This window comes from Stenotrophomonas sp. PS02298, from assembly GCF_029959445.1.
GTDB lineage: Bacteria > Pseudomonadota > Gammaproteobacteria > Xanthomonadales > Xanthomonadaceae > Stenotrophomonas.
In genome coordinates, this window is the sequence record NZ_JASCOR010000096.1 from 1 (window position 1) to 16,642 (window position 16,642).

Sequence of the window (16,642 nt, forward strand, 5' to 3'; positions counted from 1 at the left end):
GCCGCGAAGCTCGCGGTCGATCAGATTGCAGGCATGGTCAGCGTTTGATTGCAGCCAGCTTCGCGGCTCATGCCGCTCCCACAAGGCGATGATGGGGCGCCCCGGCACAGCATGGTTGCGCTCGACAGTCGTGACCCACTCTTCCTGACCTGCCATCACCTGCTTCCACCGATGGAAGGTGAGCACAAGCCTGCCAGCATTCCCCAAGGCGCAAACGGGGATGGATATGCCAGCGCAGCGAAACGCGGGCGACGCGGTTCAACATCACTCAAACCTCGCCTTCGCCGGAAAGGCCGTAACGGCATGCTTTATGGCCGGTATCTGTGCGGCCATTCTGGCTCCGGGCTTGCCGTCAACGTGGGTGCGCTGGGCGGCATTGTCTGCGGGCCTGTTGTTATGGCTCACAGCCCCGCGATGGCGCTGGCTGGGGGCAGTGCTGGCCGGTTTGGGCTGGGCTTTCCTGCATGCGGGTTGGGGCCTGGAGCAGCAGCTGGCTGCACGCAGGGAGGCGCAGGAAATCACGGTGACAGGCGTTGTAAGCAGCCTTCCCCAGCACGAGGTTCGTCGTACGCGCTTTCAACTACGGCTGGATGCAGAAGCCGGCCTTCCGCCAGACCTGCGTGGCGAGACGGTGCAGGTGTCCTGGTACGACGACTTTGGTGTAACAGCGCCCGGTCCGCGGCTGCACGTGCACGCGGGCGAACGTTGGCGGTTGAACCTGCGCCTGCGTGCGCCGCGCGGGCTGGTCAATCCCGGCGGCTTCGATGCCGAACGACATGCGTTGGCACAGGGCGTTGCCGCCAGCGGAGTTGTCCGCCAATCGCCTGCACCACAACGCCTGGAGGTGGCTGCTGGCCTGGGCGCATGGCGCGAACGCATGGCCGCGCGCATCGCAGCGCAGGTGCCGGCTGCATCTTCGCGCTATGTGCAAGCCCTGGCGCTGGGCGACACCCGCGGTCTCGGTGAAGGCGACTGGCAGGTGTTGCGCGCAACCGGCCTGACCCATTTGATTGCGATCTCGGGCTTCCACGTCGGCATGGTTGCGCTGTGCGCAGCGTGGTTGGTGGCTGGACTCTGGCGCTTGTTGCCGTGGTGCGGTCGTTATTGTCCGCGGCCGCAGGCTGTTGCCATTGGTGCGTTGCTTGGAGCCACGACGTATGCGGCGGTGGCCGGGTTTGGTCTGCCAACGGTGCGTACCGTGTTGATGGTTGCGGTGGTGGTGCTGGCACGGCTTGGCCGCAGGCCGGTCGATGTGGCCGGCGCGTTGGCGCTGGCGGCCTTGGCTGTGCTGTGGCTGGCACCGTTGTCGGTGCTGACCGCTGGCTTCTGGCTCAGCTTTGCCGGGGTGGCGTGGTTGCTGTGGTGTCTGCCCGAGCGCGCGCATTGGCTGCGCAGTTTTCTATCCGCGCAGCGGGTGGCGACGCTGGGACTGTTGCCGCTGACCGTGATGCTGTTCGGCCAGGCCTCGGCGATCGGGCCGCTGGCCAATCTGGTCGCCATTCCCTGGTGGAGTCTGGTGGTGGTGCCGCTGGCGCTTGTCGGTACGGCTCTGGAAGCGATATTCGGCGGCGCGGGTGGGCTGGCCTGGCGGGCCTCGGCATGGTGCTTTGATCTGAGCTGGCCGTTATTCCAGATGTTGGGCAGTGCTCGCTATTCATTGTGGTGGTTGCCCGAGCCGGCGTGGTTCGCCTTGCCTCTGGCGCTGCTCGGCGCCGTGTGGCTGTTGCTGCCGGCCGGGGTTGCCGGCAAGGGCATGGCGGTGTTGCTGTGTCTGCCACTGTGTCTGCCATGGCGCGACAGGCCCGAGCCGGGTGAGTTCGAGCTGGTCACGCTGGATGTCGGGCAGGGTTTGGCAGTGTTATTGCGTACCCGGCACCACACGTTGCTGTTCGACACCGGGCCAGCGGTAGCGGACGGTTTTGATGCCGGCGAGCGGGTAGTGGTGCCCGCACTGCGAGCTTTGGGCGTACCGCGCTTGGACCGGCTGGTGATCAGTCATGGCGATCATGATCATGCCGGCGGACTGGCGGCGGTGCAGGGTGCTCTACCGCCTTCGGAGCTGTTGATGCCGCCGGGACTGGCGGTGGGTGCAGCTGCTGCAGCGGCCTGTGAGGCAGGTCAGGCCTGGCAATGGGACGGAGTGCTGCTTGAGTTTCTGCATCCGACGCCAGGTTTTCCCTATCTGGGCAACGAATCCAGTTGCGTGTTGCGGGTCCAGGGCGCCTACGGAACGGCGTTGTTGACCGGCGACATCGGCGAGGTGATCGAGCAGCGCCTGCTCAAGCACGTGCCGGCAAAGCTGCGCGCGGAGGTGGTGCTGGTGGCACATCACGGCAGCGGCGGATCCTCCAGCCATCGCTTCGTGGCGGCAACCGACGCGCGGCTGGCGCTGATCTCCAGTGGCCACGGCAATCGTTTTGGTCACCCGCGCGGTGACGTGGTGGCCCGCTGGCAGCGCTCCGGGGCCGAGGTGCTGACCACGGCCGGCAGTGGGGCGCTGCACGTATGGCTGGGCAGGCAGGGCTTGCAGCTGCGCGAGCGCAGAATCTGGCGCTCAAGGTCATGGGATGCCGCTGAGCGGGCGCGGGCGGCTGCTATCCTATCTGACATCAAATACGCGGCCACGGCGCCGGAGGGTTGAAACGTGTGGGAATTGGTCAAAGCCGGCGGATGGCCGATGGTGCCGTTGCTGCTGTTGGGCGTGCTGGCGTTGGCGATCGTCCTGGAGCGTTTCTGGAGCCTGCGCCGTAACGAGGTGCTGCCGCCGGGCCTGGGCCAGGAGGTCCGCAACTGGGCCGCGCGAGGCAAGCTGGATGCTTCCCATATTGATTCCCTGCGTGCCAATTCGCCGCTGGGCGCGCTGTTGGCTGCTGCGCTCGAAGCGCGCAATCGCCCGCGTGATCAGATCCGTGAGCGCATCGAAGACACCGGCCGCCATCTGGTGCACCGGATGGGGCGCTTCCTCAATGCACTTGGCACCATCGCCTCGGCTGGCCCGTTGCTCGGCCTGTTGGGCACGGTGGTCGGCATGATCCAGATGTTCCTGGGCATTCTCGATCACGGCGTCGGCGATGTCGGCCAGCTTGCTGGCGGTATCGGCAAGGCGCTGGTGTGTACCGCGACCGGCATGATGGTCGCGATCCCGGCCTTGATGTTCCATCGTTACTTCCGTGGCCTGATCGATGGCTACGTGATCGAGATGGAGCAGGAAGCCAGCGCGCTGCTGGATGCACTTGATGGTCGCCCGGCGGTCATGGCTGCCAGCAAGGCTGCTGCGCCGCGTCCGGCTGCAACCGAGAAGGCCTGAGCCCATGCGGATTGGTAACAATCGCACCCAGGATGAACCGCATATCGATCTGGTGCCCTTGATCGATGTGATCCTGGTGCTGATCATTTTCTTCGTGGTCACCACCACCTTTGATGCGCGTTCGACGCTGCAGGTGCAGTTGCCCACGGCCAGCGACCAGAAGACCAGCGCGCCGCAGACTTCGCTGAGCGTGCTGGTCAATGCGGATGGCCGCTACTTCGTCAACGACCAGGAAGTGCTACGCACTGACATCGAATCGTTGAAACAGATCATCGCCCAGTTGGCCGGTGCCGACCGCGAGCAGAGCGTGCTGCTGCGTGCTGACGCGCGTACGCCGTACCAGGCCGTGGTCACCGCGCAGGATGCCCTCGGTCAGCTCGGTTTCCGCCGGATCGCAATTGCAACCGCACCGGAAGCCAAACAATGAGTGACAACGACTCGGCCTGGAAGATCTACAGGCGCTTGCTTGCCTCCGCCAAGCCCTATCGGCCGCTGTTGTTGATGGCGGGCCTTGGCATGTTGATCGAGGCGGCCGCAGGCAGTGGTTTCCTGGTCCTGATGAGCCCGATCACCAATAGTCTGGTGAACCCGAAAGACATCAACCAATGGATGCCTTTGGCTGTCATTGGTTTGTTCCTGTTGCGTGGTGTGGCTGGCTATCTGACCGATATCGGCATGGGCAAGGCCGCACGCAGCATCGCCCGTGATTTCCGGGTGCTGGTGCTGGGCAAGTATCTGCGGCTGCCAGGGCAGCGCTTCGATTCCGAGCCGGTGCCATCGATGTTGGTACGGTTGGGCTCGGACAGCGATCAGGTAGCGCAGGCTGCGATCGATGCGATGAAGGTTGTGCTGCAGCAATCGCTGCAGGCACTGGGTTCGTTGGCGGTGATGCTGTACTACAGCTGGCAGGTGACCCTTGCGATCTTCGTGCTGGCACCGCCATTGGCCTGGGTGATGAACATCGTCGCCAAGCGCTACCGACGCATCAGTCACCGCATCCAGGAAAGTGGCGCGGATCTTCTGCAGGCTGCCGATCAGGCCTTGTCCAGCCAGCAGGAAGTGAAGATCTACGGTGCGCAGCCGGCTGAGCTTGACCGCTATACCGGGTTGGCCAACACCAACCTGCGGCTGGCGATGAAGGTCGAAGCGACGCGCAGCATTTCTTCCAGCATGGTGCAGTTGATCGGTGCGGTCGGCCTGGCTGCGCTGCTGCTGATCGCAGGGCACGAGGCCGCTGCCGGGCGTTTGACGGTGGGCGACTTCGTTGGTCTGTTGATGGCGATGCTGGCGATCATTCCGGCGCTGAAGCAGCTGACCAACGTACAGAACATGACACAGCGAGGCATCGCCTCTGCGCAACGCCTGTTCCACGTACTTGATTCCAAGGACGAAGTGGACGCGGGCAACCTGCCGCTGCAGCGCGCCAGTGGCCTGTTGGAGTTCCGCCACGTCACCGCCCGCTATGCGGGGCAGGCCAAGCCGGCGCTGGAAGACATCAGCTTCATTGCCAAGCCGGGCACGGTAACCGCCATCGTTGGTCGCTCGGGCAGTGGCAAATCGACCTTGATCAAGCTGATCCCGCGTTTCTATGAGATCGAGGCTGGCGAAATCCTGCTCGATGGACACCCGTTGCAGGACTACAAACTGGCCGATCTCCGTCGGCAGATAGCCCTGGTTGGCCAGCAGGTCACCTTGTTCAATGGCAGCATCGCCCAGAACGTGGCCTACGGTGAGTTGCAGGAGCGCAGCGCCGAACAGCTGCAACAGGCGATCGACGGCGCCAATGCCAGCGAATTCGTCGAGCAGTTGCCGCAGGGCGTGGATGCGCCGGTCGGTGCCAAGGGCGGTCGCCTGTCCGGCGGGCAGCGTCAGCGTCTGGCCATTGCCCGCGCAATGCTCAAGGACGCACCGATCCTGATCCTCGATGAGGCAACCGCTGCGCTGGACAACGAGTCCGAGCGGCTGGTGCAGGATGCGCTGCAGAAGCTGATGCCCGACCGCACCACGCTGGTCATTGCCCATCGCCTGTCCACCATCGAGCACGCGGACCAGGTGCTGGTGATGGACCAGGGGCGCATCGTCGAACGTGGCACCCATGCCGAGCTGCTGGCCTTGGGCGGTGTGTACGAACACCTGCACAGCATGCAGTTCCGCGACAGGCAGGAATGATGGCCAAGCAAGGACCGCAAACGCCGGCCTACTGGTATGGCGATGCACCGGTGCCGCTGGCGGCACGGCTGGTGGCGCCGCTGTATGGCGGGATAACCGGCCTGCGCCGCAGCCTGTACCGCCGTGGCTGGTTGCGTGCCCGGCAGGTACCTTTGCCGGTGATCGTGGTCGGCAATATCACTGCCGGTGGTACCGGCAAGACGCCGTTGACGATTGAACTGGTCAACCGCCTGCGTGAAGCGGGCTGGAAACCCGGTGTCGCCAGCCGCGGTTATGGCCGCGACGAGGCTGATACTGCGCGCTGGGTCACCGCCGATATGGACGTGGGCCTGGGCGGGGATGAGCCGGTGCTGATCGCCTGGAAGACCGGCGTGCCGGTACGGGTAGACAAGGACCGGGTCGCCGCGGCCAAGGCGCTGCTGGATGCCGGTTGCGATGTGGTGGTCTGCGATGACGGTCTGCAGCACTACCGCTTGGCGCGGGATATCGAAATCGAAGTGGTGGACGCAGTGCGCCGCTACGGCAACGGACGGTTGCTGCCGGCCGGGCCGCTGCGCGAGCCGGCCTCGCGCGCCGCGCAGTGTGACTTCCGCGTGGTCAACCTTGGGCAGACCAGTGATGCGCCCACTCAAGTAGGGGACTCCGGTTTTGGCGAGTGGACGATGCGTCTGTCCATCGAATCGGCGCGGCCACTGAAGGGCGGCCGCGACAAACCCTTGAAGACATTTGCCGGCCTGCGGGTACACGCGGTGGCAGGCATCGCCAATCCGCAACGGTTTTTCCAGATGCTGCGCAGCCGCGATATCGGTGTGGTGCCGCATGCCTTTGCCGACCATCATCGCTACACGGCGGAAGACCTGTCCTTCGGCAGCGAGTTGCCGGTATTGATGACCGAAAAAGACGCGGTCAAATGCCAGGGCTTCGCTACCGCGTGGCACTACGCTGTGCCGCTGCAGGCTGAGTTGCCGGCAGCGTTCTGGGTGGCCCTGCTCGACCGCCTGGGTAAGCTGTCCCGCGGTTGATGCATGCTGTTGTCGTACGTGTTGGAAGGAGTTGAGATGAGCAGGGTTCCCGAATTCGTGGTGGCCATTCCGGCCCGCTATGCCTCCACCCGCTTGCCGGGCAAACCCTTGGCGCTGATCGCCGGGGAGCCAATGGTGCTGCACGTGGCGCGTCGCGCGTTGGACGCGGGCGCCCGCGAGGTGTGGGTGGCTACCGACGACGCGCGGATTGCGGAAGCGGTGGCCGGATTGACCGGCATCCATGTGGCGATGACCGACCCCGCGCATGCCTCCGGTACCGACCGTCTGGCCGAATGTGCGCGCCAGGCTGGTTGGGCCGACGATGTGATCGTGGTGAACCTGCAGGGTGATGAGCCCTTCGCCCCGGCCGAGGGAATCCAGGCGGTGGCGACAATTCTTGCCGACAGCGGCGCACCGATGGCGACGCTGGCAACGCTGGTGGAGGATGCCCCGACGTTGTTCGATCCCAACGTGGTCAAGCTGGTGCGGACTGCGCAGGGCGATGCCCTGTACTTCAGCCGCGCGCCGATTCCGTGGCACCGCGATGGCTTCGCCGCCAGTCGCGATGTACTGCCAGCAGGACAGTGGCTGCGGCATATCGGCATCTATGGCTACCGGGCCGGTTTCCTGCAGCAGTTTGCCGGCATGCCGCCCGGCAATCTGGAGCAGATCGAATCGCTGGAGCAGCTGCGGGTGCTGGAGGCTGGCTTCCGTATCGCGGTGGGCTTGTCGCCCGCACCGTTCCCGCCAGGGATCGACACCCCGGAAGACCTGCATCGCGCCGAGGCGCGGATGAGGGCGGGGCAATGAAGCTGCTGGTGGTCTGCCTGGGCAATATCTGCCGCTCACCGATGGGCGAAGGCGCTTTGCGCGCGCGGATTGCCGAGGCGGGGCTGGGCAGTTGGGTGCAGGTCGATTCGGCTGGAACCTCGGGCCATTGGCATGCCGGGCGCAGCCCCGATCCGCGTGCCGTTGCCTGTGCCCGCCAGCATGGCGTGGACATAGCCGCTCAGCGGGCCCGCCAGCTGCTGGCCGAGGATTTCGAGGAATACGACCTTGTCCTGTGTGCGGATGCCGACAATCTGCGTGAGGCCCGGGAGCTGGCGCCGGCCGGGTTCGAGGCGCGCGCGGTGTTGTGGCTGCCGTGGGCAGGCATCGACGGGGCAGATGTGGTTCCCGATCCCTATTACGGTGATATGGGAGATTTCGAACACAGCTGGGCGCTGCTCGATACTGCGGCCCAGGCCACAGTGCGCCGCCTGTCGCGGCGCGACGACTCCGGCATAATCCCTGCATGAACGAAAACCGCGTAACGGAACTGCCCACGTCCGCTATCTGGCTGAATGCAGCGCCTGCGACCCTGCAGGACATGCGTGGTCGCCCGCTGGTACTGGCCTTCGTCAATGGTGCCTCGGTGTGGTGCGTGCAGCGGCTGGCCGAGGTCATGCGCTGGCAGGCGCGCAACCCCGGTCGGGTGCAGCTGCTGGTGGTACAGGTGCCGCGCTTCGAATTCGAACGCGAACCGCAGCAGGCCTTGAAGCTGCTGCGCAGGCAGGGCATCAGCGCCCCCATCGTGCTGGATGCGCAGTGGGATGCGTGGCGCCGGTTTGAGGTGCAGTCCTGGCCAACCCTGCTATTGCTCGATGCTTACGGGCAGGAGCAGGAGCGGCTGGTGGGCGCGACTGGTGATCTGGAGCGGGCCTTGAACAGCCTGGGTGAAGGCGTGATGCGTCCGCTGGACGACGATGCCTACGGCGCCCGTGAGATAAACGCCGAGCCACGTCTGCCGCTGCTGTTCCCGGGCGGACTGGTAGCCACGGCAGATCGCCTGTACGTGGCCGACACCGGCCACCATCGAATTCTCGAGTGCAATCATGACGGCCGCGTTCTGCGTCAGTTCGGCCTGGGAAGTGCCGACCTGATCAATGGCGGCACCGGCGAGGCGGCCTTCAATCGCCCACAGGGCTTGGCCCTGGTGCGCGAGATCCTCTATGTGGCCGACACCGGCAACCATGCGCTGCGCAGCATCAATCTGATCAGTGGGCAAGTGGATACTCTGTGCGGCAATGGCCGCGCCGGTGATCCGCGTGCCGGCGTACTGGCCCAGCCTTGGGATAGTGCGCTGAACTACCCGGCAGCAGTGGCCGTGGCCGACAACCAGGTCCATATCGCCATGGCCGGCGACAACCACATCTGGAGCTACGACCTGGGCACCCGCGAACTGCGTTGGCGCGCCGGTGCTGGTGCGGTGGAAGTGCGTGATGGCAGCGGTCATCTGGCTGCATTCGCACAGCCCAGCAGTCTGGTGGCGGTCCAGCAGATGTTGTACGTCTGCGATGCGCTGGGTTCGGCGATCCGTTCGGTGCAGCTGCGTGGCGACCTGGTGCAGACCCTGGTCGGGCAGGGTCCATGGGAGTCGGGCAATGTCGATGGCCCGCGCCTGCGCGCACGACTGCAGTACCCGTTGGCGCTGGCAATGGGGCCGGACTCGCCGCTGCTGTGGATTGCCGATGCCGGCAATGGCTCGCTGCGTACCCTGCGGCTGGGTGGTGGTGACCTTTCGACCGTCAATCTGCCGCGTCGTCTGCATGGCCCTGCGGCGTTGGCTGTGGCGGCCGGTGCCATCTGGATTGCCGAGGCCGACGCGCACGCCGTGCTGCGTTTTGATCCGCTCAGCGGTGAACTGAGTGAAGTGCCGATTGAGGGATGACCGCCGTAGTTGCCAATGAATTCGATGGCAAGGCCTTCGCTGCGGCGCTGACTACCGCGCCAGGTGTGTACCGGATGTACGCTGCCGATGACACCTTGCTGTACGTCGGCAAGGCCGGCGCACTGCGCAAGCGCGTAGGCAGCTACTTCAACGGCTCGCCGAAGAGCCGCCGCATCATGATGATGCTGTCGCAGGTGGCACGGATGGATGTCACCGTGACCCGTACCGAGGCCGAAGCGCTGCTGCTGGAAAACCAGCTGATCAAATCGCTGAACCCTCGCTACAACGTCTCGCTGCGTGATGACAAAACCTACCCGCAGGTGTTGCTGACCCGCGAGCAGTGGCCGCGGATCGCCCTGCATCGTGGCCCGCGTGCGGTGCCGGGCCGCTATTACGGGCCGTATCCGGGCGTCGGCGCGGTGCGCGAAACGCTGAACCTGATGCACAAGCTGTTCAAGCTGCGCAGCTGCGAGGACAGCGTGTTCCGCAACCGCTCGCGGCCCTGCCTGCAGTACCAGATCGGTCGTTGCAGCGCGCCCTGCGTGGAGCTGGTGCCACAGGCCGAATACGACGAGTCGGTACGGCGCGCGGCGATGTTCCTGGAAGGCAAGAGCGATCAGCTCGCCGAAGAACTGATGCAGGCAATGCAACAGGCCAGCGACACGTTGGAGTTCGAACGAGCCGCGCGGTTGCGTGATCTGGTGGCGTCGTTGCGCAGCATGCAGAACCGCCAGTACGTGGATGGACGTGCGGCCGATCTTGACGTGCTGGCCTGTGCAACCCAAGGGGCCAGCGCCTGCGTGATGCTGCTGGCATTCCGCGATGGCCGCAACCTCGGTACGCGGGCGTTCTTTCCGCGCACCAATGGTGAGGACAGCGCCGAAGAGGTGCTGGCCGCGTTTGTCTCGCAGTATTACGTCGAACATGAGCCGCCGGCGGAAGTGCTGCTGGATCGGCAGATTCCGGACGCGGAGATGATCGAGGCCGCGCTGAGCGCGTCGGCTGAGCGCAAGGTTGCCTTGAAGTGGAATGTGCGTGGTGAACGCGCGGGGTACGTAGATCTGGCCAGTCGCAACGCGCAGATCACCCTGGTCGCCGAGATGGACAGTGCGGGCGCTCAGCAGGCGCGCAGCGAAGCCGTGCGCGAGATGCTGGGCCTGGCCGAGCCGGTCAAGCGCGTGGAGTGCTTTGATATCAGTCACACCATGGGTGAGGCCACGGTGGCCTCCTGCGTGGTGTTTGATGCGGCCGGCCCGGTGCGCGCGCAGTACCGGCGCTACAACATCAGCGGCATCGAGCCGGGCGACGATTACGCCGCCATGCGCCAGGCCATCGACCGACGTTTCCGCCGGGCGGTGGAAGAGGGTGGGGTGCTGCCGGACGTGTTGCTGATCGACGGCGGTGCCGGGCAGTTGGCGCAGGCACAGGCGGCGCTGGCGGACCTGGGCGTGGAAGGGGTGATGCTGGTGGGCGTGGCCAAGGGCGTGGAACGCCGTGCCGGCCATGAAGCACTGGTGCTGCCCGATGGCCGCGAGCTACGCCCCGGCGCGGCGTCCCCGGCCCTGCAGTTCATCCAGCAGGTGCGTGACGAGGCCCACCGCTTTGCCATTACCGGCCACCGCGGGCGTCGCCAGAAGGCGCGCATGACCAGCAAACTCGAGGATATACCCGGTATCGGCCCGCGTCGGCGCGCCAGCCTGCTCAAGCATTTTGGCGGTATCACCGGCTTGAAGGCGGCAGGCGAGGCTGAAATCGCCCGCGTGGAAGGCATCAACGCCGCCCTCGCTGCGCGTATCTACGCTAACCTTCATGGTCTGTCGGTACCCGATCCGGCGGCGGAGTAATGTTGTAATGAAATTGACCATCCCCACCTGGCTGACACTGCTGCGGATCCTGATGATCCCGGTACTGGTGCTGGTGTTCTACCTGCCCTACGCCTGGACCAATTTCGCCTCGGCGGCGATTTTCGGCCTGGCGGCGATCACCGATTGGCTGGACGGCTGGGTGGCGCGCAAGTACGAGCTGCATTCGGCGTTCGGCGCATTCCTGGACCCGGTGGCGGACAAGTTGATGGTGGCGGTGGCTTTGTTCCTGATCGTGCAGGGGCACCCGACGCCGTGGATGGCGTTCTGGGCGGCGGTGATCGTCGGCCGTGAAATCGCGGTGTCGGCATTGCGCGAGTGGATGGCCGAGATCGGCCAGCGTGCCAAGGTGCGGGTGGCGATGATCGGCAAGGTCAAGACCACCGCGCAGATGGTGGCGTTGCTGTGCCTGCTGTACTCGGTGTCACCCAATACCTCGTTCAAATCCATCTGGATGGGTGAGCCGGTTTTCCATATTGGTGACTGGATGTTGGCCATCGCCGCTTTGCTGACTCTGGTGTCTGCGCTGCAGTACCTGCGTGCGGCCTGGCCGAGCCTGCGTGAAGACGAAAAAGCCGCGCGCAATAGCGCAGTCAAAAAGTGAACAGGCTGTTGACACTGCGGCCAATGCATGTAGAATTTCGCCTCCCAAGCGGGAATAGCTCAGTTGGTAGAGCGCAACCTTGCCAAGGTTGAGGTCGCGAGTTCGAGTCTCGTTTCCCGCTCCAGTTTCAAACATCGATCCGTGCTTGTTCACGGTTTGATGGGTAAATAGATGTAGCAAGCCTGCGGGAATAGCTCAGTTGGTAGAGCGCAACCTTGCCAAGGTTGAGGTCGCGAGTTCGAGTCTCGTTTCCCGCTCCAGTCTTGCGATACATCTCGAATGTTGGTGCTCTGCTCGGCAGGTGCTGCATTCAATCCGCGGGAATAGCTCAGTTGGTAGAGCGCAACCTTGCCAAGGTTGAGGTCGCGAGTTCGAGTCTCGTTTCCCGCTCCAGATAAAGACCTGAAGATTCCATGTGATATCTGCAGGTAACAAGAAAAAGCCCCTGACGGGGCTTTTTTGTTGTCCGCGATTTGCTTTCAGCCAGCTGCTGCCGATATCGGCAGCAGCTGACAATGCGTGACGCTCTCAGCGCGCGGCGTGCGCTGCAGGTTCCGCAGTGGAGGTGTGGGCTGCTGCACTCCATGCACGCAGCCCGATCACGGCAAGGCCTAGGAAGAACACGTACAGCGCCGCGGTCACATGCAGTGACTTGAACAGATACGCGCCCACGTACACCACGTCGACCACGATCCACAGCCACCAGGTGGCGGTATGACGGCGTGCCTGCCACCACTGTGCGACCAGGCTCAATCCGGTCAGCGTCGCGTCCAGCCACGGCAGCGATGCGTCGGTGAAGCTGTGCATGCCGGCACCGAGTGCGATGCCGCCAAGCAAACCGATGCCCAGGTCACGCAGCATCTTGCTGCGTGACAAGGGCACGATGCGCACGCTGCCTTCGTCGGCGTTGTGACGCCGCCAGTTGATCCAGCCGTAGACCAGGAAAACGGCAAAGGCGAGCTGCAGCAGGGTGTCCGAATACAACTTGGCTTCGGCGAATACCAGTGCATACAGCGCCACCGACAGCAGGCCGACCGGCCAGGCGACCATCCGCCGTTGCGCCATCAGCCATACGCCGAGGATGCTGCATAGCGCGGCCGACCATTCGAGCGTTGCGCTGCTCACAGCGCGACGCTCACCGATAGGCGTGCCTGCCGCGGTGCGCCCGGGAACAGGTAGTAATCGCCCATGCTGCTGCCGGTGTCACGCCAGTAGAAGCGGTTGAAGAGATTGTCCACCGACAGGTTCCAGCTCACTGCGTGGCCCTGCAACTGGTGCTGGAAGCGCAGGCCGGCATCGAACAGGTTGTAGCTCGGTGCGCGTACGGCGCCATCAGCGCGCGCGGTATTGGCCGATGCATAGCGCCAGCCGCCGGTCAGGTCCAGCCCTTCAGCGAAGGGCAGCGCATAGCTCAGGTGCACGCTGGTGCGCAGCTTGGGAACGTTGACCAGCTGGTGGCCTTCGTAGCTTGGCGTGCCGGTATCACGTGCACGTGCCAGCAATACGCTGGCGCTGGCGACGATCTGCAGTGCATCGGTGAGCTGGCCGTTGGCGGTCAGTTCAAGGCCGACGTGGGCCTGCTTGCCTTCCTCGACGAAGGTGTAGCCGACGTCGCTGTCGTCGGGCTTTGCGTACTGGTAGGGCTGGGTGGTGCGGAACAGTGCCGCGCCCAGTGTCAGCTGCTCGCTGCTGGAATACTTCACCCCAACTTCGAGCTGGCGCGACTGCACTGCTGGCAGGAAGGTATCGGCATTGGCGGTCCAGAACGGTGCTTCCTGGCCCAGCGAGATGCCTTCGACATAGCTGGCGTAGGCATTGATGCTGTCGCTGGCCTTCCACATCACCGCAGTCTGCGGCAGGAAGCGCGACAGGCGGCTGCGACGTTGCGGGTTGCCGCGCTTGTCGTAGGCGCGTTCGTCCAGGCGCACGTAGCGACCGCCGGCCAGCCACTGCCAGTCCTCATTGAGCTGGATGCGGTCCAGTGCGAATACGGCGGTCTGGCGGCTGTCCAGTCGACGTGCGGATGCGCCAGGCATCAGCGGCGAGGGTTCGAACACGGGCAGCTGCTTGTCGTGGATATTGACTGTGCCGACGTATTCGTTGACGTTGCGGCGCTTGTCTACGGTGCGGCGGAACTGGTCCGCACCCACAGTCAGCTGATGGCCGATGCTGCCGGTGTCGAAGCTGCCGCGCAGTTCTGCGCGCAGCTCCTGGTTGCGACGGGTATCGTCCGGGCTGCGGTAGTCGTAGATGTCGTAATCGCCGTTGGGGGCGAAGTAATTGCCCGGCACGCTGCCATCGGCACATTCTGCGGCGTAGTAGCAGCCATAGGCGAAGGCGACGTTGTCATCGATCACCGTGCGGCTGTGGCTGACCGCCAGCCGTGACTGCCAGTTCGCATTGAAATCGTAGGTGTGCAGCGCGGTGATATTGGTGCTGGCAATGCCAACCGGCTGCTGCCACGGCTGGTAGCCAAGCAGCTGCTCACGGTCCACGCCGGTCGGCAATTTGCTGGCGCCCAGTAGCTGGTAGCCGGAAGCCGAGCGCTGCGCGCTGGTCTGGTAGTTGGCGTCCACTTCAAGCTTGCCGCGTTCGCCGATCAGCCAGTCGGTCGCCAGCGAATAGAAATTGCGGCGGCCATCGGCATGTTTGATGTAGGAACTGCTGTCGTCCCAGGCGGCGTTGAAGCGCAGGCCGATGCGCGGGGTCAGCCAGTGGCCGACGTCGATGGCGGCATAGCGCGAGCCTTCGTTGTCGGTGCCGAGGGTGACGTTGCGCACTTCGGCCGGACGCTTGCCGACGTAGTTGATGATGCCGCCGGGCGCCATCACGCCGGCCGCCAGGCCTGCTTCGCCCTTCAACACTTCCACCGATTGCAGGTTCTCCAGCGCCAGGCGCTGTTCGCCGGCAATCGACATGCCGTTGAAGCGGTAACCGGTGGCGGTATCCAGCGCGAAGCCGCGGATGGCGACGTTCTGGTAATAACCGACCGGTGCGTAGGCATCACCGAGCGAGGCGTCATTGCTGGCCAGTTCGGACAGCGAGCGCACCTGCTGGTGGTCGAGGAAGTCGCGGTCCAGCACGTTCATCGATGCCGGCGCGCTTTTCCAGTCGCCGCTGCCGAAGCTGTTGGCGCGGGAGCTGTCCGTTTCCGGCTGGCGGGCCTGCACGCGTACGGTGGCCAGTTCGGTCGGGGAGTGTTCGGCAGCAGCGTCAAGGCCGGTGTCGCTGGCGTACAGCGGCAGGGCGGTGCTCAGGGCGAGAGACAGCAACGTGGGGCGCAGGCAGCGGTTCATTCGATTCGTCTTCAGGCAACAAGGGAGACGAAGCGAAGGCGCGCATGCGCAACGCCAATGACGGCGCTACGGCTGCTGCTCAAAGCTCCCTACGCCGGTGCAAACCGGATCAGGTTCCAAGGGACTCTCTCAGCCTGGCAAATCCAGGCACCCCCGCTTCAGGGCGCCATTTCACTACAAATGCGAATGATTTGCGAGTCGGGCTGCTTCAGGCGGCCGCGTGCAGGGCGTGCAACAAGGCGTGGCCATGCTGGCTGGCAAACCATTCGGGGTGGCCGAGCATGAATGGCTGCCAAGCGACATCGGCGTTCGCGGTGGAGCCGGTGACGCCTTCGAAATACTCGACTTCGGACAGTGCAAAGTCGAAATGCACCATTGGCAGCAGGTCGGCCAGCAGGTGTACACGTTCGGCCGACAAGGGCAATACCTCGCGGTAGCCGTCGAGCAGGGCCAATGCGATGTCGATACGTACCGCCTCGGCGCCGCGCTCCAGTTCCAGCCAGGCCACGGCATTGCGTTCGATAGCGGTGGCCAGATCGAACAGGGCGCTGGTGGGAGAGGCCAGGCCGAAATCGAGCACGCTGCTGACCTGCATCGCGTTGTCGCCGTGGCCCCACAGCAGGTTGGAGGCGTGCCAGTCGTTGTGCGCCCAGAGTCGAGGTTCAGCTTGCAGGCGCGCGGCCAGACCGATGTGCCAAGGCAGGACGCTACGTTGCAGCTGCTCCTCCCAAGGGATGCGTGCGAGGTAACGGGCCAGTCCGGGGCGGTTGTGCAGATCGGCCTTGAGTGCAGCGATCGGGTCTTCGCTACGGATCAGCTCATCGCGGGCGACCAGCAGGTGCGTGCTGCGCTGGGGCGCGTGATAACCGGCTGAGGCGCGGTGCAGGGTGGCCAGCATGCGGCCGGCAGCGCGTGCTCGCTCGACTTCGGTCAGCAGCGTCCACGAAGGTGCATCGCGGTACAGGTCCTGGCCATCGGCTGCGGCATGTAGTTCGTAGGTCCAGTCGCCATGCGCGATGGCGGTTGCGCCGTGGTGGTTGCGCAGGAGTTCGGCAACCGGAGTCCCGGCTTTGGCGAGGTGGGTGATGAACCGGTGTTCTTCCTGCAGGCAGGCGGCTGTTCGAACCAGGCGATGATGCCGTTTGATGAAGACCTTGCCGTACGGGCCGGAGGCAATCGCGGCGGCCGACATCGGTCGCGGACTATGCCAAAGCAGGGCGCTGCCGGCATCCAGCTGCGGGTAGTGATCACATAGCCAGGCCAGTTCAGCCGCATCGATGGCAGGCCAGTCAGCGGCCACTTCATCATTGTTGAGGCCTTGCACGCGGTGTGATTGCTGGGTCATCGGAACAGGCTGGAGCAGGTGATGCGGCGGAGGCGCGATGGTACGCCAGCCCCGCCCAAGCTGCAGGCAGCACACACATGTAGTGCCGAGCCATGCTCGGCAAGGGCTTTACCAGCGTAAAGCTCCCCTCACCCCAACCCCTCTCCCGCAAGCGGGAGAGGGGCTAAAACCGTAGTGCCGAGCCATGCTCGGCAGGGGCCTTACCAGCGTAACGCTGTCCTCTCCCCAAGCCCTCTGCCGCAAGCGGGAGAGGGGCTGAAGCTGTAGTGCCGAGCCATGCTCGGCAAGGGGCCTTCCCGATAAAGCTCCAGCCGAGCATGGCTCGGC

At 64.7% G+C, this 16,642-nt stretch carries 13 protein-coding genes, 3 tRNA genes and 1 riboswitch; of the genes, 13 read left to right on the forward strand and 3 right to left on the reverse strand.

Features of this window, described 5'->3' with window-relative positions; translation table 11 throughout:
- The first annotated feature begins 310 nt into the window (after positions 1–310).
- The 13 genes from QMX78_RS14000 (at position 311) to QMX78_RS14060 (ending at position 12,067) form a co-directional block, all read left to right on the forward strand.
- Positions 311–2,641 carry a DNA internalization-related competence protein ComEC/Rec2 gene (locus QMX78_RS14000; protein WP_282270582.1) on the forward strand — a complete coding sequence of 777 codons (2,331 nt, stop codon included), beginning with the start codon at positions 311–313 and terminating at the stop codon, positions 2,639–2,641.
- A 3-nt stretch (positions 2,642–2,644) separates the two neighbouring features.
- Positions 2,645–3,307: a MotA/TolQ/ExbB proton channel family protein gene (locus QMX78_RS14005; protein WP_282270584.1), complete on the forward strand. Its 663-nt coding sequence runs from the start codon at positions 2,645–2,647 to the stop codon at positions 3,305–3,307.
- A gap of 4 nt (positions 3,308–3,311) precedes the next feature.
- Entirely contained in the window at positions 3,312–3,734 is a 423-nt protein-coding gene (locus QMX78_RS14010) for a biopolymer transporter ExbD (RefSeq protein WP_282270586.1), read from the forward strand.
- On the forward strand, positions 3,731–5,476 hold the full coding sequence (msbA, locus tag QMX78_RS14015) for a lipid A export permease/ATP-binding protein MsbA (RefSeq protein WP_282270588.1): 1,746 nt from the start codon (positions 3,731–3,733) through the stop codon (positions 5,474–5,476). The genes QMX78_RS14010 and msbA overlap by 4 nt, the downstream gene beginning before the upstream one ends.
- Positions 5,476–6,498, forward strand: a complete 1,023-nt coding sequence (lpxK, locus tag QMX78_RS14020) for a tetraacyldisaccharide 4'-kinase (protein WP_282270590.1) — start codon at positions 5,476–5,478, stop codon at positions 6,496–6,498. The genes msbA and lpxK overlap by 1 nt, the downstream gene beginning before the upstream one ends.
- 36 nt (positions 6,499–6,534) lie before the next feature.
- On the forward strand, positions 6,535–7,308 hold the full coding sequence (kdsB, locus tag QMX78_RS14025) for a 3-deoxy-manno-octulosonate cytidylyltransferase (RefSeq protein WP_282270592.1): 774 nt from the start codon (positions 6,535–6,537) through the stop codon (positions 7,306–7,308).
- Entirely contained in the window at positions 7,305–7,796 is a 492-nt protein-coding gene (locus QMX78_RS14030) for a low molecular weight protein-tyrosine-phosphatase (RefSeq protein WP_282270594.1), read from the forward strand. The genes kdsB and QMX78_RS14030 overlap by 4 nt, the downstream gene beginning before the upstream one ends.
- Positions 7,793–9,208: a hypothetical protein gene (locus tag QMX78_RS14035; RefSeq protein ID WP_282270596.1), complete on the forward strand. Its 1,416-nt coding sequence runs from the start codon at positions 7,793–7,795 to the stop codon at positions 9,206–9,208. The genes QMX78_RS14030 and QMX78_RS14035 overlap by 4 nt, the downstream gene beginning before the upstream one ends.
- Entirely contained in the window at positions 9,205–11,052 is a 1,848-nt protein-coding gene (gene uvrC, locus QMX78_RS14040) for an excinuclease ABC subunit UvrC (protein WP_282270598.1), read from the forward strand. Before QMX78_RS14035 ends, uvrC begins: the two co-directional genes overlap by 4 nt.
- A gap of 7 nt (positions 11,053–11,059) precedes the next feature.
- A complete protein-coding gene (gene pgsA, locus QMX78_RS14045) occupies positions 11,060–11,674 on the forward strand; it encodes a CDP-diacylglycerol--glycerol-3-phosphate 3-phosphatidyltransferase (protein ID WP_282270600.1) in 615 nt (204 codons plus the stop codon).
- 48 nt (positions 11,675–11,722) lie between these two features.
- Positions 11,723–11,798: transfer RNA gene (locus QMX78_RS14050), tRNA-Gly, on the forward strand.
- Between the two features lie 60 nt (positions 11,799–11,858).
- Positions 11,859–11,934, forward strand: a tRNA-Gly gene (locus QMX78_RS14055).
- A gap of 57 nt (positions 11,935–11,991) precedes the next feature.
- Positions 11,992–12,067, forward strand: a tRNA-Gly gene (locus tag QMX78_RS14060).
- Positions 12,068–12,202: 135 nt separating this feature from the next.
- On the opposite strand, the gene pnuC is transcribed toward QMX78_RS14060, so the two are convergent.
- From pnuC to QMX78_RS14075, 3 genes are all read right to left on the reverse strand, one after another.
- Positions 12,203–12,799: a nicotinamide riboside transporter PnuC gene (pnuC, locus tag QMX78_RS14065; RefSeq protein WP_282270602.1), complete on the reverse strand. Its 597-nt coding sequence runs from the start codon at positions 12,797–12,799 to the stop codon at positions 12,203–12,205.
- Positions 12,796–14,970 carry a TonB-dependent siderophore receptor gene (locus QMX78_RS14070; RefSeq protein WP_282270604.1) on the reverse strand — a complete coding sequence of 725 codons (2,175 nt, stop codon included), beginning with the start codon at positions 14,968–14,970 and terminating at the stop codon, positions 12,796–12,798. Before QMX78_RS14070 ends, pnuC begins: the two co-directional genes overlap by 4 nt.
- A 69-nt stretch (positions 14,971–15,039) precedes the next feature.
- Positions 15,040–15,135: riboswitch (TPP riboswitch) on the reverse strand.
- Positions 15,136–15,178: 43 nt separating this feature from the next.
- A complete protein-coding gene (locus QMX78_RS14075) occupies positions 15,179–16,315 on the reverse strand; it encodes a phosphotransferase (RefSeq protein ID WP_282270606.1) in 1,137 nt (378 codons plus the stop codon).
- Positions 16,316–16,642: the final 327 nt, after the last annotated feature.